Source organism: Vibrio sp. PNB23_22_6 (assembly GCF_052877535.1).
Genome location: NZ_JBNFXP010000007.1, coordinates 141326 through 162926, shown reverse-complemented (window position 1 = coordinate 162926; position 21601 = coordinate 141326). Strand labels below are relative to the sequence as shown.

Here is a 21601-nt window from a genome sequence, read left to right as displayed (position 1 = left end):
TCTATCAAGAATCCCGGATGAATTGAAAATGCCCACTCAGCTGAGTGGGCATTTTGGAGTCACTTATGTGGGGTGGATTCGGGATTATTTAGTGCAACGTTGACCGCTTCAATACGACGTTTTTCCTGTTCGTCACGGATTGCCGGGCCTTTGAACCCATCCTGGATAATGGCCTGAACATTAATAGATACCGCTGCTTGATAGGCACGCATAAACAACGCCGCTTGCGGGTAAGATTCACCTTCCAACCCTTTACGGCCTGCGTGGTCGGCTTGGCAGCAAATCAAGATGTCTTGCAAGCGTTCGGGCTTTCGCCACACATCAAATTTGTTAAGGATCTTGATGATAGTTTGTGGTTTGAGTTCGGTGGCGCGGTGGATATTGGAGTGTTGTTCGCACACCATTAAAGCGAGATCGCGAAACTCATTTGGCACGCGAACTCGTTCACATAGTCGCTTAATTAACGTTAAGCCGGTATGGCAATGCATCTTATGACTTGGCCATTCGCTTTTCGGTGTGACACCTTTACCTAAGTCATGCACTTGCGCTGCAAAGCGAACCGGCAGTGAATGGCTTAGTTTTGCTGCTTGCTCTGCGACCATTAAGGTGTGAATGCCAGTATCAATCTCAGGGTGCCACTTTTCAGGCTGAGGTACACCAAATAGAGCATCGATTTCTGGTAAAACAACGGCTAAAGCGCCGCAGTTTCTGAGTACAGACAGAAACACATCGGGACGAGGCGTTGAGAGTGATTTGTACCACTCTTGCCACACACGTTCAGCGGTGAGTGTACTCAGTTCACCAGAGCTCGTCATCTCCTCCATCAGTTGCATTGTTTCTTCCGCGACGGTAAAGCCTAGGTCTGACAATTTAGCTGCAAAGCGAGCAACTCGCAGAACGCGCAACGGATCTTCGATAAATGCATCGGAGACATGACGCAGTACTTTTGCGGTGAGATCTCGTTGACCACCGTATGGGTCATACAGTTTGCCGTCGTCATCCATCGCCATCGCATTAATGGTGAGATCGCGACGGATAAGGTCTTCTTCGAGTGTCACATTTTGATCAAAGAAGCATTCAAATCCCGTGTAACCAGCACCAGATTTTCTTTCGGTTCGTGCAAGTGCGTGCTCTTCTTTATTTTTAGGGTGAAGGAATACAGGAAAATCTTTACCAACGGCCGTGTACCCCTGGGCAAGCATGATCTCTGGTGTCGCACCAACCACTACCCAATCTTTGTCATAGCTGTTAATTCCGAGTAACTGATCTCGGACGGCGCCACCTACTAAATAAACTTGCACGAATTACCTCTTAATTTATCGATATGACGTTGGACATTGTAGCAAGCAATGGTACTTTTCTTTACTCCTAAGAGCAGATGCGCTGTGGTTTCGCCCATATCTGACTCTATGCGACCGTTTTTTAGCTGGAGATCCTAATGTATAAGGACTTTTTCGGGTTTGTTGAACTGCCATTTTCGATCGTTCCAAACTCGCGTTATCTGTACCTGAGCCAACGCCATAAAGAGGCCATTACGCATCTTCAGGCGGGGTTAGGCGATGGTGGTGGTTTTGCCATGCTGACAGGCGAAGTCGGGACAGGTAAAACGACGGTCGCAAAAGCGATGTTGGCGAACTTAGATGAAAACACCAAAGCGGGCTTGATTCTCAACCCTACATTTTCTAGCCGTGATCTACTAGAAGCCATCTGTGATGAGTTTAACGTAGCGTATCCACAAGATGCGACATTAAAGCAGCTTAACCAAACGATTCATGGCCACCTGCTGGACAATCACAAGTTCGGCAGGCAAACCCTGTTGGTCATTGACGAAGCTCAGCACTTGGCTGCGGATGTGTTAGAGCAGTTACGTCTGCTGACCAATCTAGAAACGGACACCAGAAAACTACTCAAAGTGCTACTGGTGGGTCAGCCAGAGCTACAACGTTTACTGCAAACCACTCAGCTGCGTCAGCTTGCGCAACGTATTACCGGACGTTACCACTTACTACCGCTGGATGAGAAGGAAACAGTAGATTACATTACTTTCCGTCTGCATACAGCCGGTGGTGACAAGCAACTGTTTGACCGCAGTTCAACCAAATTGATAGCGAAGTACAGCCACGGCATTCCACGCCTTATCAATCTGATTTGTGATAAGTCGCTGAATATGAGTTATTACAAAGGCAATGTGGTGGTCGATAAGCAGACGGTGCATCAAGCTTGTGAAGAAGTGATGCAGTTTCAAGCGGATATTTACCAACAAGATAAACCCGTTCAGAGTTTCGAATGGCCAATGTGGGGATCGGTGGCCGTTGGCATATTGGCCGCGTTGGGCATTGGGTGGGGAGTAACGCAGCAGGTGTCACTTAAATTGCCTTTGGCGACTAAGCCCGTCGAAGTTGCTCAAGTGGTCCAGCACATAGCCTCCCCAATGGTGAATGAACAATTGGCGAATGAGCAGCGCGATACTTTGTTGGAGCAGGCACAATCGAGTTTAGTGGTAAACGAACTTTATAAACTATGGGGTTATCAGGCTTCGGTGCGTGATAACTTATGTTTGTCAGAGCCGCAATCGACCATGCGCTGTGAACGAAAAATGGCGACTTGGGCGCACTTAGTCCAACAGAATCGCCCTGTGATTCTAGAGCTTAACTACCAAGGCCAAGTTGGCTACGTCATTTTGTATGCGATTGGTGATAACAAAGTCGAAGTACTCAATGGCAGCCAACGTCTACGTTTGCCAGTTTCATGGCTTAAACCGTTGTGGCAAGGCAATATCATTGAGTTATGGCAAGCGCCACTTAAAGAGACATTACGTTTGGGTATGCAGGGTCCAGCCATTGAAGTATTAGATGAACTGTTAGCCCAAGCCGTTAATGAACAGCCGCTGGAGTCCGATATTTTTGATCGCGCTTTAAAAGAGCGCGTCGAACTGTTTCAACGTTGGCAAGGCATTGCGGTTGATGGCATTGCAGGTCAGCGTACATTAGAACGCTTACAACAGAGCATACAGCCCAATGCACCAGTGTTAGAGAAAATCCGCGGGGAGGAAGCATAATGCCGATGATGAAACATGTAGGGCTCTTCCTGTTACCTGTCAGTTTAACCGCAGTTGGCGTAGCCTGGTATCTGGATTTATTTGCTCAGGCATCGCCAGAACCAGTTAGGGTGACGCAAGCTACCCCTGTGGTTGAAACCGCGCCAGTGGTCGTAAAGCAGACGTTTGAAAGTTTAAGTTATCCAGAAACGCCAATGCTTGCTCATTTGCCACGCGAATGGCCAACGGCAGAGCTACCAAGCGATATGGGCACTTTTAACGACGCACAATACACCAGTCATGAAACCGTACCAGGCGAGTTGGCTCTGTTAGAACGCCCTCATCAGGCAGGGAAAAATGCGTTGGATCAGGATGCGTTGGATCTATCGCTTGATGATCTTGACCTTTCCTCGTTAGCTCCAGATTTGGCGTTAAAAGTCGAAAATGCATTGGCCAATACAGAGCAACCAGATAGCGCCTCTGTCCAAGTGAACGATTTAGAACGTAACGCGCAGCAATGGTATGGACGTTTGCCTGCACTAAACCTGCAAACCCATATGTACGCCAGTGATATCAAGCGCCGCTGGGTGAAAATCAACAACGTAGAGTATCTTCAGGGTGATGTCGTTGATGGGCAAGTAACATTGAAAGAGATTCGGCCACAAGCGGTGATTGTCGAGTTCCAAGGTGAGCAGATTCGAATCCCAGCACTCTATGAGTGGAAAGGGTAATCTCGTTACTTGAATCGCAAATAGCAAAAAGCCAGTCGAATATCGACTGGCTTTTTTATTCAATCAGCGTTGGTGATTATGCCCAACCTGCTGGCGATTTTTTTCTACGTGGAATGAGAAGAGGAAGAATCAAACCAAACAGAAGGCCAAGGCCTGCCACACCACCACCGTAAGTGAAGTACTTCAGCAGCATGTCATCTTTTTGCGTGTCTAGCTTAGCGCGGAGTTCGCGGTTTTCTGTTTCAACAGATGTTAGCTGGTCGCTGATCTCTGAGTATTTCTTCTCTAGATCAGAAATTTGTTGGCTGCGCGTTTCTAGTGAGGTGACGAGACCCGCTTTTTCTGTGTCTGAGTTATGGCGTGCGTTTGCCAGTTGCTCTTTCACTTCTTTCAGTTCTTTCTCTACGCGAGGAAGACGAATCGCCATGCTCTCTTGGTTAGTAACAAACTTGCTTTGAACCCAGCCTGTACGACCACGAGCGTCACGAACTTGTGTGTATCCCGTGTCTTTGTTTGTTTGGAGAAGTTGTACTTTTGTGCCTGCGTTAACACTGCCCATAATACGGTAAGTGTTGTTTGGACCAGAGTGCATAAAAGTGAATAGGTCATCAGAAATGTAACGGTCTGCCGCTAGTGCTGCTGGCGCCGCTAGCAAAGTAAACAAAACTGTGATGAATAGTTTTTTCACAATAAATCCCTTAACGATTTTCTTGGATACAGCTTTGGCACCGATTGGAGCCGGAAATAGACGAATATTATGCAGTTTCAAACTGCGGTGCAACAAAGAAGGGAGGCAAAGCCTCCCTTTCTGTGCGTTTGAGTCAATAATGACAAAGCGCTTACATTGTATTGACGTAGAGCTTTTACACCAAAGCAGTCTTACGCGAACATCGCTTGGATGCCGTAGAAGAACACAACCGCCAATAGCGCACCTGCTGGCAGTGTCACAATCCAAGATGCTACGATGTTACGTACCACGCCTAGGTTAAGTGCTGCAATACCGCGAGCAAAACCAACACCTAGAACTGCACCAACAAGGGTTTGTGTGGTAGAGATAGGTAGACCAGTACCTGACGCGAGAACTACCGTACATGCAGTTGCTAGCTGAGCGGCAAAACCACGGCTTGGTGTCAGTTCAGTGATACCGGTGCCAACCGTTGCCATTACTTTGTGACCAAGTGTTGCTAGACCAACGACGATACCGAAACCACCTAGAGGAAGAATCCACCATGCGATGGTGCTTTTCGCTGTGACTTCACCCATGTGTTCAACAGTCGAAACAACCGCAGACAGTGGACCGATCGCGTTAGCTACGTCGTTTGAGCCGTGAGCAAATGCCATCGCACACGCTGTGATAACCATCAGTACGCTGAAAATGCTTTCTACGCCAGCAAAACCGTGGTCTTCTTCGCGGTTAGCAAATTTCTTCTGAATGTAGAAATAACCACCGGCCATTACCACTGCAGATACGATAGCTGCCCACATCCACGCTTCGCCATTGGTTAGGTGCAGGCCAACGTGCTTTAGACCTTTCTTGATCGTTACCAGTGCAATCACCATGGTAGTGATGAACATGTAAACTGGTACGAAACGTTTCGCGTTGATCAGCGGGTTTTCAGTATCAAAGATCAGGCGCTGTGCACTGACGAAAATGAGGTAAGCAAAGAAGCCTGAAATAACAGGTGTAATGATCCAGCTACCAACAATCCCTTGAACGCTGCTCCAGTCAACGGCTTCTGTACCGACAGACACACACGCAAAACCGATGATTGCACCGATGATTGAGTGAGTGGTAGATACAGGCCAGCCCATGTAAGAAGCAAGCAATAGCCACGTACCAGCAGCAAGAAGCGCTGACATCATACCGTAGACAAGAATGTCTGGTTGGTTAGCAAATAGAGATGTTTCGATAACACCTTTACGGATAGTGTCGGTTACTTCACCACCTGCAAGATATGCACCCGCAAATTCGAAGATCATCGCAATGATGATCGCTTGTTTTACGGTTAGCGCTTTTGAGCCGACTGATGTACCCATCGCATTAGCAACGTCATTCGCGCCAATACCAATTGCCATCATAAAACCAAAAATCGCTGCAACAATAATCAGGACAGTGCCGTAGTTCGCAAGGATATCCATCGTAGTACCTAGTTGTTTTATAACAAGCGGAGCAAAATTTTACGCGCATCAGTCCATAAGACGGTGAAAATAATCATCGTCCATCTGACAGGCGTTAGTCGTGCTCTTCGTTATGTCGTTAACTTATGTTTTAAGATCGAGATAGCATGACTTCCAAACGAGCACCTACGCGCTGCGCTTGGTCGGCAATACCACCTACCCATTCAAGAATCTTGTACAAGAACATGACATCAATAGGGTTCAATTCAGATTCAATCGCCATCAATTGTTGGCGCAGTTCAATCTGCATTGTATCGGTGTCATCTTCAATTTCGTCCAACTGATGAATCATTTCAGCAACGAGCGTTACTTCGCGGCCTTTGAAGCCGGTCTCTAGCAGTTCATCAAGTTCATTAATTACTTTTTGCGCCTGGTTAGCAGCATCAAGACAACGTTGAACGTAAGCGAGGAAGTTTGGTTGGAGAGTCTCAGGAATGACAAGCTGACGACCATATACACGGCCAGCAATGTCTTTTGCCAAGTTAGCAAGTTTGTCCTGCTGAGTCAGAAGCTCAAGCATGTCAGTACGGTCTACTGGCAGGAACAAACCGCGAGGCAGTTTTAGACGGATCTCACGCTTTAGCACGTCCGCTTCTTTCTCTAGATGAGAAATTTGAGCACGGATTTCAGATGCTTTTTCCCAGTCACCTTTTGAAGAGACTTCAAAAAATTTAACTAGGTGTGAACAACATTCGTTGACACACACAACGTGGCGTTGCAAAGGCTTAATAGGGGACTTTGCAAATAACCCCATAATTGTATTTACTGGCATGGTCATTCAACCTAATAGCTATAACCTTAAAAAAACATACACCATTTCTTGGCGAAATGTTGAACGGATGGCTATAAAGGCGCGCATGGTAACGCATAAAATGGCTCTTTAAAACTGTTTTAGATCATCATTCCGTTGATATTTCTTTCTTGCCGAGTGGGAAATTAGGCAATATCCTGTTTCTATCTGCTTTGAAAGGTATAGCTATGGAAACCGAGATAGAACTGAAGTTTTTTGTTTCTCCTGAATTTTCAGAAACTTTAAGAAACAAAATTTCTGAAACAAAAGTTCTTCAGCACAGTTGTCGTGACTTGGGTAACACTTATTTTGATACGGCTGATAAATGGCTACGAAAGCACGACATTGGTTTAAGAATTCGTCGCTTTGATGATGTGTTTGTTCAAACAGTAAAAACCACTGGGCGCGTTGTTGCTGGCCTTCATCAAAGACCAGAATACAACGCTGAGCACACGAGTAATAAGCCAGAGCTCACACTTCACCCATTTGATATTTGGCCAGTGGGGAAAGACGTTGCGACGTTACAATCTGAGCTTAGCCCTCTCTTTTCTACCAACTTTACTCGTGAACAGTGGTTGATTGGTATGCCTGATGGTAGCCAAATTGAAGTGGCTTTTGACCAAGGTGCAGTGATCGCCCAAGGTGAAGACGGAGAAGAGAAGCAAGATTCTATCTGCGAAGTCGAGCTAGAACTAAAATCGGGTCAAACTGATGCGCTATTTACCCTAGCTCGCAGCCTATGTGAGACGGGAGGAATGCGCTTAGGTAACTTGAGCAAAGCGGCTAAAGGTTATCGTCTTGCCTCCGGTTACTCAGGAGACGAGGTTAAACCACTGGCTTTAGTCAACACCAGCACGACGGACACGGTAGAATATTGCCTCATTAACTCATTAGAGCATGCTCTATCGCATTGGCATTACCACGAGCAAATTTATACTGAGCGCGATTGCGTTGAGGCATTGCGTGAAATCGCGAATGCAATCCGTTTTATTCGTCAAACGTTGACCATCTTTTCCAGTATAGTGCCACGCCGTGCCAGTGCAATCTTACGCCAGGAGCTCAAGTGGTTGGAAGAAGAGCTTGTGTGGTTAGATGAACATGCCCATTTGGAAGAGCTGTTAGATGATAAAGGAAATGTGCTGCGAAAATTGGATGCACGTAAGTTCCTTGTCTCTGAATTGACCGCTCAACTTGAAGAGTTACCGAGCCGTGAAGAAGTGCTGACGTTATTGAGTTCCGCACGTTATACCGGATTGTTGCTTGATTTAAGCCGTTGGATCTTAACCCGTGGTTGGCAGCCATTCTTGGACGAAAAAGCGCGCGAGAAAATGTCGAGTAACATCCAGCCATTTTCGGTGGCGCAGCTGGACCGCACGTGGGCAGAGCTGATAGAGGCTTTTCCTGCTGAGCGTGAGCTATCAGCACAAGACTATGTGGATCAGCGTTATCGTTTATTGCGTAACCTCTATACGGGGATTGGTTTTGCGAGCTTGTATGACGCTGAAGAGCGTAATAGCTTTCGTTTACCTTGGGCGGATTTAGTCCATGGTATTGATGATCTACTGATGCTTAATCACTTGTTGCCATTGGTTGGTATGCTTGAGGGGGAAGAGCAAGAGCAGTTAGAGCGCTGGCTAACCCGCCAAGAGCGCTCCATCTTGCATGCGATGGATCAAACGCGCGCCATCAGTGTTGAAGTTGAGCCGTATTGGCAAGAGTAATGATAAATAAAAGAGAATAGGTCCTTTGGGGCCTATTTTTTTGTCTGTTGTTTTTGCTCTTGCAGCGCCTGTTCGATGCTTTGCAGTCGATTTAAGATCTGTTCCTGCTTATCAAGAACCGCTTCCAATGCCTTCTCTTTGTTCTTCAAGCGGTGATCTTGCTGCTCAGTCTGTGCAGTGAGAATTGAAGTAATTAAACCCGAAATCATACCAAAGATGCCGACACCACATATGATGATCAGCACTGCGAGCAGTTTACCTGCCGTCGTGATGGGATAATGGTCGCCGTAACCGACCGTTGAAATCGTCACAAATGCCCACCACAAGGCATCGGCACCAGTCTGAATGTTCGCCTCTGGGTTTTTCCCTTCGATAAACAGCATGGCGCTGGAGCCAAGCGTAATCAACACCACCATCAGTAACAAGATGGAAGCCAGAGTGGTTTCTCTGCGGTTGCGCTTTAACTGGATAAGGATATGTTTGGAAGAGCGTAGCATCAGTATCACACGTAAAATATGAAACAGGCGAGCGAAGCGCAAAGGCTCAACCATTGGGATGCTCGCGACAAAATCGATCCAGTGATGTCTCAAAAACTGCCTGCGATCTGTGGCTCGGATCAAATCAATGCTTATCTGCAGTATAAAAATGCTACAGATTATAAAATCTAGACCGATAAGAACTTGACGGGTTTCGTGATCAATTGGGAAAAACAATAGGCCAGAGATCACAAATAGTGCCATAAAAGACAATATTAGTGATAGCAGCCCCATCGGTTTTGTGCTGTTTTTGATATCATTGTTTTTCATACGAAGCTCAAAATAAATCGCGTAATGAAAGCTAAGCGCGAAGGTAAGTATAAGTAATATAAAGACTCGGTGGAGAACTGACAATGGAAAAGCTGGCATTTAAGCCGTGGGAAAGGGTGATATCCGACATCAAACTCGTACCTAAAATGGTCATGTTGATGGTCTTCAGTACGATCTTGATTGTGTCGAAACAATTATGGGACGCGAATACTTTTTATAATGCCCTTCTTGCCGCAACCCAGAATGAGCAAGTGGCTCAACAACACTACGATGCTTACCTAACTCAAGTCGCCTGGCAAACGGCGATATTAATTGCTGTGTTTGTGGTTTTGTTACTCGCAGCGGCACGAGTGATGCTGCGCCAAACTCAATACTTGAGTGATGCGATTAAACTGATGGCGAGTAAAGATCTCTCGGTTTCATTCGGCATGGACTGTAAAGATGAATACGGTGATGTGGCTCGTGAACTAGAGAAAACGCGTCGTCAATTGCATGATGTGATTCAGTTACAAGTCCATGCTTCTGATGAGTTAGCCACGTTAACAGAAGTGATGACACTAAGCATGTCAGAAACGAAAGAGTCGGCTCAAGATGAGTTTAACGAGATAGACCAGCTGGCTACCGCCATGAGTGAGATGTCTTCTACGGTTCAGACGGTAGCGGAACACGCTCAAGTCGCTTCTTCTCTGACGGAGCAAGCCTCGACTCAAGCGGTGACTGGACAGAAATTCTTGCAAAGAACGATGTCTAAGATGAGCGAACTCTCTTCCGATATCTCTTCCTCTGCGAATGCCGTTAATCAAGTTGAAGAGCGTGTTGAAGCGATTGGTAGTGTCGTTGGTACGATTCAAGGTATTTCTGAACAAACCAATTTACTCGCGTTGAATGCCGCGATTGAAGCGGCCCGAGCAGGAGAAGCAGGACGTGGCTTTGCCGTGGTAGCGGATGAAGTTCGTAACCTAGCGCAGCGCACTCAGCAAGCCACCATTGAAATTCAAGAGATGATCTCTCAATTGCAAACCAGTGCAGAATCGGCTGTTGAGTTGATGGAGAAAAGTGTCGTGGAAGCGGCAGAAGGCGTTGAGTTGGTGTCGAATGCTGGCACGGAGCTCGATGGCATTGTTGGACAGGTGACTCAAATTAACGACATGAACTTCCAAATCGCAACCGCATCGGGCCAGCAAAGCAGCGTGGCAGAAGAGATGAGCCAGAACTTAACCAATGTTCGTGAGCTTGTCGAAGCCTCTGTTGTGGTGATGACTGAGTTACTTGAAACCTCTGAAATGATGCAAAACAATGCGGGTGAGCTAGATAGGAAGATTAAATCTTTCCAAGTCTAAGCCTGACAACCATTGATTAAACGCCCACAAACCTTTTGTGGGCGTTTTTATTTACCCTAACTCTGGTATAAATAGAGGGGGCTTTCAAACAAGGAAGAAAAATGCAACTGCCTTCGTCACTGATTTCTGTTGCCGATTCAGCGCTTCAATATGCAGAACAAGCGGGATACACCCAGCAATGGCCAACCGAAATTGCTGAGCAATTTCATTTCGTCTCTGGTTTAAGTAAGTTCATCACGGAGACGGTTCATCGAGATGAGAAGCTTGCCCAAGCGTTGCCAACCATGTTGGCCGAAAACAGTCGACTACACGCTTATCGAGCGCATCTCGCTGCATTATTAGCCGAGTGCCAAGATGAAATGTCAGGACACCGCGTGCTGCGCCAATTTCGTAATCGTGAAATGGTCTATATCGCATGGAAAGATTTCACCCACACTTGGACGTTAGAAGAATCATTGAGTCATCTGTCCCAATTAGCAGAAGCGATGATTTTCGAAACCTACCAATGGCAATACAAGATCTGCTGTAACGAGTGGGGCACGCCAACCAATGCCGAAGGTGAAGCGCAACCGATGCTGATCATCGGCATGGGTAAGCTCGGTGGTGGAGAGCTGAACTTCTCTTCTGATATCGATCTGATTTTCACTTACCCAGAAAACGGTGAAACTCAAGGTGCACGACGCAGTATTGCCAATGCGCAGTTCTTCACTCGTTTGGGACAACGCATTATTAAGGCACTCGATCAGCAAACCTTTGATGGCTTCTGCTATCGCGTTGATATGCGTTTACGCCCATTTGGTGAGAGTGGTCCATTGGTGATGAGCTACGCGGCGTTGGAAGACTACTACCAGGAACAAGGCCGGGACTGGGAGCGCTATGCGATGATCAAAGCGCGTGTCATGGGCTGCGAAATGTACCCGCAATACCAAGAACTACGCCAAATGTTGCGTCCATTTGTGTTCCGCCGCTACATCGACTTTAGTGCGATCCAATCGTTGCGCCGTATGAAGTCGATGATCAGCAGTGAAGTGCGCCGTCGAGGATTAAATAACAATATTAAGTTGGGGGCGGGCGGCATTCGCGAGATCGAGTTTATCGCCCAAGTATTCCAACTGATTCGTGGTGGCCGCGAACCCTCATTGCGAGGGCGTGGTTTGTTAGAAACGCTGCGGGCAATTGGTGAATTAGGTCTGCTAACAAAAGTGGAAGTCGAACATCTAAAGTTGGCCTATAAGTATTTACGGCAGTTAGAAAACCTGTTGCAAGCGATGGCGGATAAACAAACCCAAACCTTACCCGATAGTGAGGATGAACGCTTGAAGTTAGCGATAGCGATGCGTTTTGCTCATTGGGACGATTTAGCGGCTCAAACCCAACAGCATATGGCCAATGTGCACCATGTGTTTGAATCTTTGATTGGTGATGACGAAGAGGACGAAACCGAAGCAGTTGCGCGCCATTTTCATGAGTTATGGGACATGGCGACGAAGCAAGACGTGATTGAGCTTGTTCTGCAACAAGACATTAAAGTTGAGAGGTCCGAAGAACTCGCCAAGATCATCATGCAGTTCAAAGCCGATCTGGCGAAGAAAACCTTAGGGCCACGTGGTCGTGAAGTACTGACGAAGCTAATGCCGAAAGTGTTCTCTGCGGTATTTGCACACCCAGATGCGCAGTTCGGTTTGCCACGCGTATTGCATTTACTGCATAACATTTGCACTAGAACCACCTATTTAGAGTTGCTAGATGAACATCCTGCGGCGCTGGTTCAGCTCGTGCGCTTGTGTACCGCAAGTCCGATGATTTCTGAACAGTTGTCTCGATACCCGATCTTGCTTGATGAGCTGATTGATCCGCAACATTTGTATAATCCTATCCCGCTCGATAGTTACCGGACGGAGTTACGTGATTTTCTTGCTCGTATTCCTGAAGATGATATGGAGCAGCAGATGGAAGCACTGCGTCAGTTCAAGCAAATCTGCATCTTGCGCATTGCTGCCGCAGACATTGCGGGAGTGTTACCCGTAATGAAAGTGAGTGACCACTTAACCTACCTCGCAGAGGCTATTGTCGAAGCAGTAGTAAGCCAAGCATGGCTACAAGTATCGGAAAAATATGGAGAGCCAACACACGTCAAAGATCGTGAAGGCAAAGGCTTTGCAGTGATTGGTTATGGCAAAGTGGGGGGCTGGGAACTGGGTTACAACTCCGATCTCGATATTGTGTTCATGCACGATTGCCCAGTAAATGTGTACACCGATGGCAAGAAAGAAATTGATGGGCGTCAGTTCTACCTTCGCCTAGCGCAGCGCATCATCCATATTTTCTCTACCCGCACCGCATCAGGTATTTTATACGAAGTGGACACTCGATTACGTCCCTCTGGCGCTTCAGGTTTGCTGGTTAGCCCAACCGATGCGTTTGATGATTATCAGCATCAAGATGCGTGGACGTGGGAGCACCAAGCGTTAGTGCGCGCTCGCATGATTTATGGTGATGACCCGCTAGCAATCGCTTTCCACAACACTCGTCACGATGTTCTCTGCAAAGAACGAGAGCAAGAGACACTGAAGAAAGCGGTAGTGGAGATGCGTGAAAAAATGCGTGACCATCTTGGTGGAAAAAAAGCGGGACGTTTTATGCTCAAGCAAGATCAAGGTGGCATTACGGATATTGAGTTTCTCGCCCAATACTTGGTCCTTAACTACAGTCACACTAAGCCGAAGTTAACGCGTTGGTGCGACAATGTGCGTGTCTTTGAGACCTTGATTGGTCAAGGCGTGATGGACGAAGATCAAGCGATGCAACTCACACGTGCCTATACATCAATGCGTGACGAAATTCATCGACGTAATTTGCTTAACTTGGACGCGGACGTCGCTGAAGATAAGTTTGTTGCAGAAAGAGAGTGGGTGAAGCAAGCTTGGAATCAATGGCTTGCCTAAGTACAAGGTTCTGCCTAGATAAGGGCTGTGTTAAACTCACCATGATTTAATTTTTGGAGACCAATAATGAAACCAATTCTACCTGATTACAGCAGCGCTGGTGTGCTCATCATCGGTGATGTCATGCTAGATCGTTACTGGTATGGCCCAACGGGACGAATCTCTCCTGAAGCGCCTGTGCCTGTTGTAAAAGTAGAAAACAATGAAGAGCGCCCGGGTGGTGCTGCGAACGTCGCGATGAACATTGCCTCATTAGGTGGGCACGCTCACATTGTTGGTCTGACGGGCATGGATGAACCGGCGAAGGTACTAACGGAAACGCTAACGTCTTTAAAAGTAAAGTGTGACTTCGTCGCATTACCTGAATACCCAACTATCACCAAACTGCGTGTGATGAGCCGTGGTCAACAGTTGATCCGTTTAGATTTTGAAGACAAGTTTGAAAACACCGATCCTGAACCTGTGCTGTCACGCATGGAAATGGCGTTGCCTAACGTGCAGGCGGTGCTCCTGTCTGACTACGCAAAAGGCTCTTTAGAGCATGTTCAGGCTTATATCCAAAAAGCTCGCGCGGCGAACGTGCCAGTATTCATTGACCCGAAAGGTGTCGATTTTGAACGCTACCGTGGCGCCACGCTGCTGACACCAAACATGAAAGAGTTTGAAGATGTGGTCGGTAAAGTGAAGTCGGAACAAGACCTGGAAGAAAAAGCCCTTGCGCTGGTTGAAGAGTTTGACTTTGAAGCTTTGTTGGTCACACGCAGTGAAAACGGCATGACATTGATTCGTCGTGGTCAGAAGCCATTCCACCTGCCAACACAAGCAAAAGAAGTGTACGACGTGACAGGTGCAGGCGATACGGTGATTTCTGTATTAGCATCGTCAGTCGCTGCGGGTAAATCCTTTGAAGAAGCGTGTGCACTCGCAAATGCTGCTGCTGGCGTCGTGGTGGGCAAACTTGGTACCTCAACGCTGTCTGAGATTGAATTGGCAGAAGCGGTTCACGGTAGCCAAGACACCGATTTTGGTGTGATTTCGGAACAAGCATTGATTGACGCGGTGAAGAAAGCGCGCGCGAAAGGTGAGAAAGTGGTCATGACCAATGGTTGTTTCGACATTCTTCATGCGGGGCACGTTTCCTACCTAAATCATGCTGCCCAGCTCGGTGACCGTCTGATTGTTGCGGTGAATACGGATGAGTCTGTTAAGCGTTTGAAAGGTCCGGGCCGTCCTGTAAACCCGACGGATCGCCGTATGGCGGTATTGGCTGGACTTGGCGCAGTGGACTGGGTGGTTCCATTCAGTGAAGATACGCCACAGCGTCTGATTTCCGAAGTACTGCCAAGCTTGCTTGTAAAAGGTGGCGACTACAAACCAGAAGAGATCGCTGGTGGTAAAGAAGTGGTTGCTGCTGGTGGTGAAGTGCGCGTCTTGAACTTTGAAGACGGCTGCTCAACTAGTGAAATCATCAATGCGATTAAAGGTGGTAAAGGGTAAGTTTTTTCTCGCTAACCTAATGAGTAAAGGTCGCTTTTGAGTGACCTTTTCTTTTTTGTGGCGCTGAACTAGAAACGAACGCGATGTGATCCTCCCCCCTTTTTAAGGGGGGGAGTTAGGGGGGGTTAATGTCCGAAGAGCGGCCCCCTCCCTAACCCTCCCCTTAGAAAGGAGAGGGAACAAACTTTGAACCCAGTGATAATTAAAGCGTAAAAAACGCCAGCGAGAAAACTTACCGGCATTTGTTCATTTCAACCTGATGTTTAGCTTGCTGGCTTTAGGCCTGCGTCAATATCAAGTATATCTTGCTCGCTCAGTGTACCCACCGCTTGGCGTAGTTGCAGAACGCTTAAGATGTAGTTGTAACGTGCATCAGACAGGTTTTTGTTTGCATTGTACAGACTTTGAGTTGAATCTAGTACGTCAACGATAGTACGTGTACCCACATCAAAGCCGGCTTCTGTTGCTTCTAAAGCGGCTTTAGCAGAAATAACCGTTTGTTCGTAAGCTTTTAGCGCACCAATCGAGGCGTTGATGTTGTTATTCTGTGCACGAACATTGGAGACGACACTGCGGTATTCTTTTTCTAGATTTTCACTCGCAGAGACGTAATTGAATTCAGCCTGTTTTGTCAAAGAGGTGATTTTGCCACCAGTGTATAGCGGGACAGCAAGATTGACGCCTACATTGAAATTATTGGTCGTACCATCACTGTCGTCACTTTGAGAAATATCAGCATAATTGTAGCCACCATCTAGCGATAGCGTCGGCAGGTGACCAGAACTTGCAAGTGCGATGTTTTCGCGTGCAATATCTTGTGCTATGCGTGTTGATAAAAGGCTTAAGTTTTTGCTTTTCGCTTCATCGATCAGCGCATTGATAGGGGTGTTCGAAGGGCTAGCTGAGAAGCGTTTAGTATCAAGCTGATCCAGTGTTTTTGGTTCTTGTCCTGTAATTTCACGAATGGCTTCATAACTATTGAGTAGATCATTTTGAGCTAGAATTTCATTTGCTAATACAGAATCATACTGCGCTTGTGCGTCATAAACGTCAGTGATTGCTGATAGACCGACTTCAAAGCGCTGTTTAGTCTGCTCTAACTGGCGGCCAACTGCGGCTTTTTCCGCACGTACAAAGCCAAGGTTATCTTGAGCACGCAGTACTTCGAAATACGCTTGTGATACACGAAGGATTAAACCTTGTTGGGTCGCCGCGTATGACGCGTCGGCCTCGCGTGCCGTTTTTTCTGCGATATCAAGGGTTATCCAAGACGTACGGTTGTAAAGCTCTTGAGATAAACCGACACCAGCAGACAATGTGTTTTTGTCATTAGAGCGATTATTTCTGACACTATCTAAATCGGTATCTCCGCGAGTTAAATTATATCCCGCCGTTAGATTGATTTGTGGTAACAGGGCACTGCGGCTAGATGTGATAGCTTCAAATGCCGCATCACGTTGTGCAGCAGCACTAAGCAGTTGTGGGTCATTTTGTTTGGCTAAGTCATAGATCTCAGTAAGAGAGTCAGCCCATGCAGACGTGCTCATGCTACCTAGCGCTGCACTAATAAATAGTGGAAGCAGTTTTTTCATTTTCCATTCCCGCGGTCAATAGATTGTTTAATTCTCAGTAGTTTAACTCAATTTGAGCGATATTTACTCTAAACATTGCACTTTTTTACACATAACCATCCAGCTGTACGATAAGCATTTAATGAATAGGTTTAAAATAATTTATAACTATTGTACAAAAAGTTGAGCCAAGTCCTTTGAGCATGCGAATAAGAATGAGTAAACTACAAGATTCACTCTGAGAGGTGTTCGATGCAACAATGTGACAAGCAACAGAACGAGTTTACCCCACAAGATGTGGATATAATCTCAAAGGAAACCGTCTTTAAAGGCTTCTTTAAAATGGTGAAATACCGTTTTAAGCATAGATTATTTGCTGGTGGTTGGAGCGGTATTGTTGAGCGAGAAATGTTCGAACGTGGGCATGCGGCAGCGATGCTACCGTATGACCCGGTGACGGATCAGGTTGTGATCATTGAACAGATTCGCGTAGGGGCATTAGAGCATCATTCCCCATGGCAGTTGGAAATTGTGGCTGGCATGATTGATCGTGAAGAATCAGCTGAAGACGTCATTCGTCGTGAAGCGGAAGAAGAAGCGGGTATACAAGTGAAGCGGATTGCTGCGGTAACCTCTTATTACCCTTCTTCTGGTGGCTGCTCTGAAAAACTAGATGTTTTTGTCGGCGAGGTCGATGCATCTAAAGCGCATGGCATTCATGGTTTAGACTATGAAGATGAAGACATTCGAGTCCATGTGATCAGTCGCGAAAAAGCGTATCAATGGGTGAAAAGTGGAAAATTTGAAAATGGTGCATCTATCATTGCTTTGCAATGGTTGCAATTAAACCACCAAGAATTGAAAACACAGTGGGGATAAGCCCCATCGATGGAGAGTAAGTAATGGTGCAAGTGGCGGATAAACAGCGATATCATGTCGACTTAGCGGGTCTGATGAGAACATATGAGACTAACTATGCTAAGCTCAACGCGCTGCTGCCTGCTTGTGCCGAAGTGGGTGATGTTCGTTGCTATCAGGCTGCAAACATGGTTTATCAACTGACCGTGAATGAAATCACAAAATACACCACGGTTGTTGAGATATGTCAGAGTGATGACACACCAGTATTTCCTTTACCGAAGATGTCTGTCAGGCTTTATCACGATGCGAGAGTCGCTGAAGTCTGCTCGAGTGGAGATTTCTCTCGCATAAAAGCTAAATATGATTATCCCAATGATCAGCTGATGCAAAAAGATGAAAAGCATCAACTTAATACCTTCCTTGGCGAATGGCTGACGTTTTGTTTACGAAGTGGTATCAGTAGGACACCGCTTGCTTTCAATTAATCATCACGCCTTCACGGGAAAAATAATAAAAAACAATATAGTGGACGAGTCAGGTTTTCATTTTGCAATCATCGAGTGACAGCATCAAACTACTACAAATTACGGATACTCATCTGTTTGCCGCAGACGAGGGAAGCTTGCTGAGCGTAAGAACCGCCGATAGTTTTACCTCCGTGGTACAAGAAGTTCAACACCGTCAGGTGCCGTTTGACTATATTTTGGCAACAGGTGACATTTCACAAGATCATAGTGCAGAGTCCTATCAGCGTTTTGCTGAGGGAATTGCTCCGCTAGAAAAAGACTGTTTCTGGCTGCCGGGCAATCATGACTACAAACCCAATATGGGCAGCATACTGCCTTCTTTGCAAATACAATCGGTAGAACATCGACTTCTGGGGGAATGCTGGCAGTTGGTTCTATTGGATTCACAAGTCGTGGGTGTACCACACGGTCGTTTGAGCGACCAGCAATTGTCGCTACTAGAAGAAAAGCTAACTGAAAATCCGCAGCGGTACACTTTGGTGCTATTGCATCATCATCCACTTTTGGTTGGCAGTGCTTGGCTTGATCAACATACGCTTAAAGACGCGGAAGCATTTTGGCAAATTGTTGAAAGGTTTGAGAATGTGAAAGGCATTTTGTGTGGCCATGTTCACCAAGATATGAATGTTCTCCATAATGGCATTCGAGTGATGGCAACGCCTTCGACTTGTGTGCAGTTCAAACCAAACTCCGATGATTTTGCGCTTGATGTACAATCACCAGGATGGCGTGAGTTAGAGCTGCATCGCAATGGTGAGATAACCACGCAAGTCAGTCGCTTAGCAGATGGCTTGTTCTTGCCTGACTTTTCTTCCAACGGATACTAATCAACTATCATGCCCGAACCTTATGTTCGGGCTTGCTTTTCGTGTGAGGCTTTTATGAGTAAACCCTCGTTATTATTGTACATCCATGGTTTCAATAGTTCGCCGCTCTCAATGAAGGCAAACATCATGAAAGCATTCTGTGAGCAACATCGCCCAGATATCAAGGTCATTATCCCTCAGTTACCGTGTTTTCCTCAGCAAGCCGCTTTGTGTTTATTAGAGATCATTGATCGACATAAACAAGACTACAGCATCGGTGTCGTTGGCAGCTCATTGGGCGGTTATATGTCGACATGGCTGAACGCTAAGTTTGGTTTTCGCGCAGTGGTAGTTAACCCGGCAGTTAAGCCATATGAGCTTTTATTAGATTACTTAGGTGATCAAACCAACCCATATACGCACGAAAGCTATACACTTGAAGCACATCATATTGACGAATTAAAAGCTCTTGATGTACAAAGCATCGCGTCACCTCAATCTTTCTGGTTGTTACAACAAACAGAGGATGAAGTGTTGGACTATCGCCAAGCAGTAGAAAAGTTTGCTGATGCTAAGCAAACGGTAGAAGAAGGCGGTGATCACAGTTTTGTTGGATTTGAACGCTATCCTGCGCAAATCATTGAATTCCTAAAACTGTAAATTGAAGAGGCGATGGGCATAGGCTCATAGTTTTTATTGATATATCCAAGCGTTTCTTGACATAGACGGCATGCTTTCCGACTATGTTTTGCCGAAAAGATCTTAAGGGTATGAAGCCCTGACTACTTTGTTATGCACGAATTTATCGATGGGTAAGTATGCAGACGGAGTAGTTTTTTCGTTTCTCGAGTAGGGCTTACCAGTGGGTGAGGCTCGGGTTACAAGTAAACTTTGAGAACAATTCCGTATTATGACTGAACAATATAATGCTGGTGCCATTGAAGTACTAAATGGCTTGGAGCCAGTACGTCGCCGACCAGGGATGTATACGGATACAGCGCGCCCAAACCACTTGGGCCAAGAAGTTATCGATAACAGTGTCGATGAAGCGCTAGCCGGACATGCCTCAAAAGTACAAGTCATCTTACATGCGGACCAATCACTAGAAGTGATCGATGATGGTCGCGGCATGCCAGTTGATATCCACCCAGAAGAGAAAGTATCAGGCGTTGAACTGATCCTATGTAAGCTTCATGCTGGTGGTAAATTTTCCAATAAGAATTACCAATTCTCTGGTGGTCTGCACGGCGTTGGTATTTCGGTAGTAAATGCGCTGTCTAAGCGTGTTGAAGTGACCGTTCGCCGTGATGGTCAGGTATATGACATCGCTTTTGAACATGGTGACAAGGTTTCTGACCTCACCGTAACGGGGACGTGTGGCCGTCGTAACCGTGGTACGAGTGTGCATTTCTGGCCAGATGCAAAGTATTTTGATTCAGCGAACTTCTCTGTGACTCGCTTGGTGAACAACCTACGAGCGAAAGCGGTGTTGTGTCCTGGTCTAGAAATTACCTTCACGGATAAAGTGAACGGCAAAGACTACAAGTGGTTTTATGAGGATGGTTTAAAAGACTATCTGGCAGAAGGCGTTAAAGGCTACCCAGTCATGCCTGAAGAGCCTTTTACTGGTGAGTTTTCAGCAGAGACTGAAGCGGCAAACTGGGCGGTAATTTGGCAGCCTGAAGGCGGTGAGATGATCACCGAAAGCTACGTTAACCTGATTCCAACCGCGCAAGGTGGCACGCACGTTAATGGTCTGCGTCAAGGCCTACTTGATGCGATGCGTGAGTTCTGTGAATTCCGCAATCTGCTTCCTCGTGGCGTGAAGCTAACCGGTGATGACGTTTTCGACCGCTGTTCATACGTTCTGTCGGTTAAGATCCAAGATCCTCAATTTGCCGGTCAGACCAAAGAGCGTCTCTCTTCTCGTCAAACCGCAGCATTTGTTTCTGGTGTGGTAAAAGACGCTTTCAGCCTATGGTTGAACGAGAAACCACAACTGGCAGAGCAGCTGGCTGAAGTCTGTATTGCTAACGCACACCGTCGTATGCGCGCGAGCAAAAAAGTCGTACGTAAGAAAGTCGCGTCAGGCCCAGCACTGCCAGGTAAGTTGACTGACTGTTCGGTACAAGACTTAAATCGTACTGAAATCTTCTTTGTAGAGGGTGACTCGGCGGGCGGCAGTGCAAAACAAGCGCGTGACCGTGAATTCCAAGCGGTGATGCCACTACGCGGTAAGATCCTGAATACGTGGGAAGTATCTGCAGACCAAGTGCTTGCTTCCCAAGAAGTGCATGATATCTCTGTTGCATTGGGTATTGATCCTGATAACGACAATCTCGATGGTCTACGTTACGGTAAAGTGTGTATCCTTGCCGATGCGGACTCGGACGGTCTGCACATCGCAACACTGTTATGCGCACTGTTCACGCGTCACTTCCGTGCTCTTGTTGAGGCGGGTCATATCTATGTGGCAATGCCACCTCTGTATCGTATCGACTGTGGTAAAGAAGTGTTCTATGCCCTAGATGATGACGAAAAAGATGGTGTCCTTGAGCGATTATCGAAGAAGAAAGCCAAAATCAACGTACAGCGATTTAAAGGTCTGGGTGAGATGAACCCACTTCAGCTGCGTGAAACAACCATGGATCCAAACACACGTCGTTTAGTTCAGTTAACCATTGATGACGCTGATGCGACTATGGAGATGATGGACATGCTGCTTGGTAAGAAACGAGCAGATGATCGCCGTGCTTGGCTTCAAAATAACGGCGATATGGCAGAGGTTTAA

17 protein-coding genes are annotated in these 21601 nt (G+C 46.6%); 11 read left to right on the top strand and 6 right to left on the bottom strand.

Annotated elements, in window-relative coordinates; translation table 11 throughout:
• Positions 1-59: 59 nt before the first annotated feature.
• The gene (locus ACVA54_RS08330) at positions 60-1301 is read right to left on the bottom strand and encodes a multifunctional CCA addition/repair protein (RefSeq protein ID WP_099078826.1); all 1242 of its coding nucleotides are present in this window, start codon (positions 1299-1301) and stop codon (positions 60-62) included.
• 137 nt (positions 1302-1438) lie between these two features.
• Here ACVA54_RS08330 and ACVA54_RS08325 point away from each other — a divergent pair, with 137 nt between their 5' ends.
• A complete protein-coding gene (locus tag ACVA54_RS08325) occupies positions 1439-3058 on the top strand; it encodes an AAA family ATPase (RefSeq protein ID WP_446649518.1) in 1620 nt (539 codons plus the stop codon).
• Positions 3058-3768, top strand: coding sequence for a general secretion pathway protein GspB (locus ACVA54_RS08320; protein ID WP_119464046.1), 711 nt, complete (start codon positions 3058-3060; stop codon positions 3766-3768). The genes ACVA54_RS08325 and ACVA54_RS08320 overlap by 1 nt, the downstream gene beginning before the upstream one ends.
• A 76-nt stretch (positions 3769-3844) precedes the next feature.
• Here ACVA54_RS08320 and ACVA54_RS08315 read toward each other — a convergent pair whose 3' ends face one another.
• The 3 genes from ACVA54_RS08315 to ACVA54_RS08305 form a co-directional block, all read right to left on the bottom strand.
• Positions 3845-4456 (bottom strand): TIGR04211 family SH3 domain-containing protein, encoded by a 612-nt coding sequence (locus ACVA54_RS08315; protein WP_099078954.1) that lies wholly within the window; start codon positions 4454-4456, stop codon positions 3845-3847.
• Positions 4457-4647: 191 nt separating this feature from the next.
• Positions 4648-5907 carry an inorganic phosphate transporter gene (locus tag ACVA54_RS08310; RefSeq protein WP_446649517.1) on the bottom strand — a complete coding sequence of 420 codons (1260 nt, stop codon included), beginning with the start codon at positions 5905-5907 and terminating at the stop codon, positions 4648-4650.
• A 130-nt stretch (positions 5908-6037) separates the two neighbouring features.
• On the bottom strand, positions 6038-6718 hold the full coding sequence (locus ACVA54_RS08305; RefSeq protein ID WP_172438090.1) for a TIGR00153 family protein: 681 nt from the start codon (positions 6716-6718) through the stop codon (positions 6038-6040).
• A gap of 206 nt (positions 6719-6924) precedes the next feature.
• On the opposite strand from ACVA54_RS08305, the gene ACVA54_RS08300 reads away from it, so the two are divergent.
• Entirely contained in the window at positions 6925-8457 is a 1533-nt protein-coding gene (locus ACVA54_RS08300) for a CYTH and CHAD domain-containing protein (protein ID WP_446608938.1), read from the top strand.
• Between the two features lie 32 nt (positions 8458-8489).
• On the opposite strand, the gene ACVA54_RS08295 is transcribed toward ACVA54_RS08300, so the two are convergent.
• Positions 8490-9263: an ion transporter gene (locus ACVA54_RS08295; protein WP_409119917.1), complete on the bottom strand. Its 774-nt coding sequence runs from the start codon at positions 9261-9263 to the stop codon at positions 8490-8492.
• An 83-nt stretch (positions 9264-9346) separates the two neighbouring features.
• Here ACVA54_RS08295 and ACVA54_RS08290 point away from each other — a divergent pair, with 83 nt between their 5' ends.
• The 3 genes from ACVA54_RS08290 to hldE all read left to right on the top strand — a co-directional run bounded on the left by ACVA54_RS08290 (position 9347) and on the right by hldE (position 15045).
• The gene (locus ACVA54_RS08290) at positions 9347-10603 is read left to right on the top strand and encodes a methyl-accepting chemotaxis protein (RefSeq protein WP_119464049.1); all 1257 of its coding nucleotides are present in this window, start codon (positions 9347-9349) and stop codon (positions 10601-10603) included.
• 101 nt (positions 10604-10704) lie between these two features.
• Positions 10705-13548: a bifunctional [glutamate--ammonia ligase]-adenylyl-L-tyrosine phosphorylase/[glutamate--ammonia-ligase] adenylyltransferase gene (gene glnE, locus ACVA54_RS08285; RefSeq protein ID WP_119464050.1), complete on the top strand. Its 2844-nt coding sequence runs from the start codon at positions 10705-10707 to the stop codon at positions 13546-13548.
• Between the two features lie 66 nt (positions 13549-13614).
• Positions 13615-15045 carry a bifunctional D-glycero-beta-D-manno-heptose-7-phosphate kinase/D-glycero-beta-D-manno-heptose 1-phosphate adenylyltransferase HldE gene (gene hldE, locus ACVA54_RS08280; protein ID WP_099078835.1) on the top strand — a complete coding sequence of 477 codons (1431 nt, stop codon included), beginning with the start codon at positions 13615-13617 and terminating at the stop codon, positions 15043-15045.
• A 263-nt stretch (positions 15046-15308) separates the two neighbouring features.
• Here hldE and tolC read toward each other — a convergent pair whose 3' ends face one another.
• On the bottom strand, positions 15309-16637 hold the full coding sequence (tolC, locus tag ACVA54_RS08275; RefSeq protein ID WP_446596602.1) for an outer membrane channel protein TolC: 1329 nt from the start codon (positions 16635-16637) through the stop codon (positions 15309-15311).
• Between the two features lie 231 nt (positions 16638-16868).
• Between tolC and nudF the strand changes: the two genes are divergently transcribed.
• The 5 genes from nudF (at position 16869) to parE (ending at position 21601) form a co-directional block, all read left to right on the top strand.
• The gene (nudF, locus tag ACVA54_RS08270; RefSeq protein ID WP_099078837.1) at positions 16869-17495 is read left to right on the top strand and encodes an ADP-ribose diphosphatase; all 627 of its coding nucleotides are present in this window, start codon (positions 16869-16871) and stop codon (positions 17493-17495) included.
• A 23-nt stretch (positions 17496-17518) separates the two neighbouring features.
• Entirely contained in the window at positions 17519-17962 is a 444-nt protein-coding gene (locus ACVA54_RS08265; RefSeq protein ID WP_099078838.1) for a DUF1249 family protein, read from the top strand.
• Between the two features lie 62 nt (positions 17963-18024).
• A complete protein-coding gene (cpdA, locus tag ACVA54_RS08260) occupies positions 18025-18831 on the top strand; it encodes a 3',5'-cyclic-AMP phosphodiesterase (RefSeq protein WP_099078839.1) in 807 nt (268 codons plus the stop codon).
• A 54-nt stretch (positions 18832-18885) separates the two neighbouring features.
• Complete coding sequence (gene yqiA, locus ACVA54_RS08255) at positions 18886-19470, top strand: esterase YqiA (protein ID WP_119464053.1); 585 nt, start codon at positions 18886-18888, stop codon at positions 19468-19470.
• Positions 19471-19720: 250 nt separating this feature from the next.
• Entirely contained in the window at positions 19721-21601 is a 1881-nt protein-coding gene (gene parE / locus ACVA54_RS08250) for a DNA topoisomerase IV subunit B (RefSeq protein ID WP_099078841.1), read from the top strand.

Coding starts and splice junctions, on each gene's coding strand:
- ACVA54_RS08295 (WP_409119917.1), bottom strand. CDS start 9,263: ATGAAAAACAATGATATCAAAAACAGCACAAAACCGATGGGGCTGCTA.
- ACVA54_RS08265 (WP_099078838.1), top strand. CDS start 17,519: ATGGTGCAAGTGGCGGATAAACAGCGATATCATGTCGACTTAGCGGGT.
- ACVA54_RS08320 (WP_119464046.1), top strand. CDS start 3,058: ATGCCGATGATGAAACATGTAGGGCTCTTCCTGTTACCTGTCAGTTTA.
- parE (WP_099078841.1), top strand. CDS start 19,721: ATGACTGAACAATATAATGCTGGTGCCATTGAAGTACTAAATGGCTTG.
- ACVA54_RS08305 (WP_172438090.1), bottom strand. CDS start 6,718: ATGCCAGTAAATACAATTATGGGGTTATTTGCAAAGTCCCCTATTAAG.
- glnE (WP_119464050.1), top strand. CDS start 10,705: ATGCAACTGCCTTCGTCACTGATTTCTGTTGCCGATTCAGCGCTTCAA.
- ACVA54_RS08290 (WP_119464049.1), top strand. CDS start 9,347: ATGGAAAAGCTGGCATTTAAGCCGTGGGAAAGGGTGATATCCGACATC.
- hldE (WP_099078835.1), top strand. CDS start 13,615: ATGAAACCAATTCTACCTGATTACAGCAGCGCTGGTGTGCTCATCATC.
- ACVA54_RS08310 (WP_446649517.1), bottom strand. CDS start 5,907: ATGGATATCCTTGCGAACTACGGCACTGTCCTGATTATTGTTGCAGCG.
- tolC (WP_446596602.1), bottom strand. CDS start 16,637: ATGAAAAAACTGCTTCCACTATTTATTAGTGCAGCGCTAGGTAGCATG.
- nudF (WP_099078837.1), top strand. CDS start 16,869: ATGCAACAATGTGACAAGCAACAGAACGAGTTTACCCCACAAGATGTG.
- ACVA54_RS08325 (WP_446649518.1), top strand. CDS start 1,439: ATGTATAAGGACTTTTTCGGGTTTGTTGAACTGCCATTTTCGATCGTT.
- ACVA54_RS08300 (WP_446608938.1), top strand. CDS start 6,925: ATGGAAACCGAGATAGAACTGAAGTTTTTTGTTTCTCCTGAATTTTCA.
- yqiA (WP_119464053.1), top strand. CDS start 18,886: ATGAGTAAACCCTCGTTATTATTGTACATCCATGGTTTCAATAGTTCG.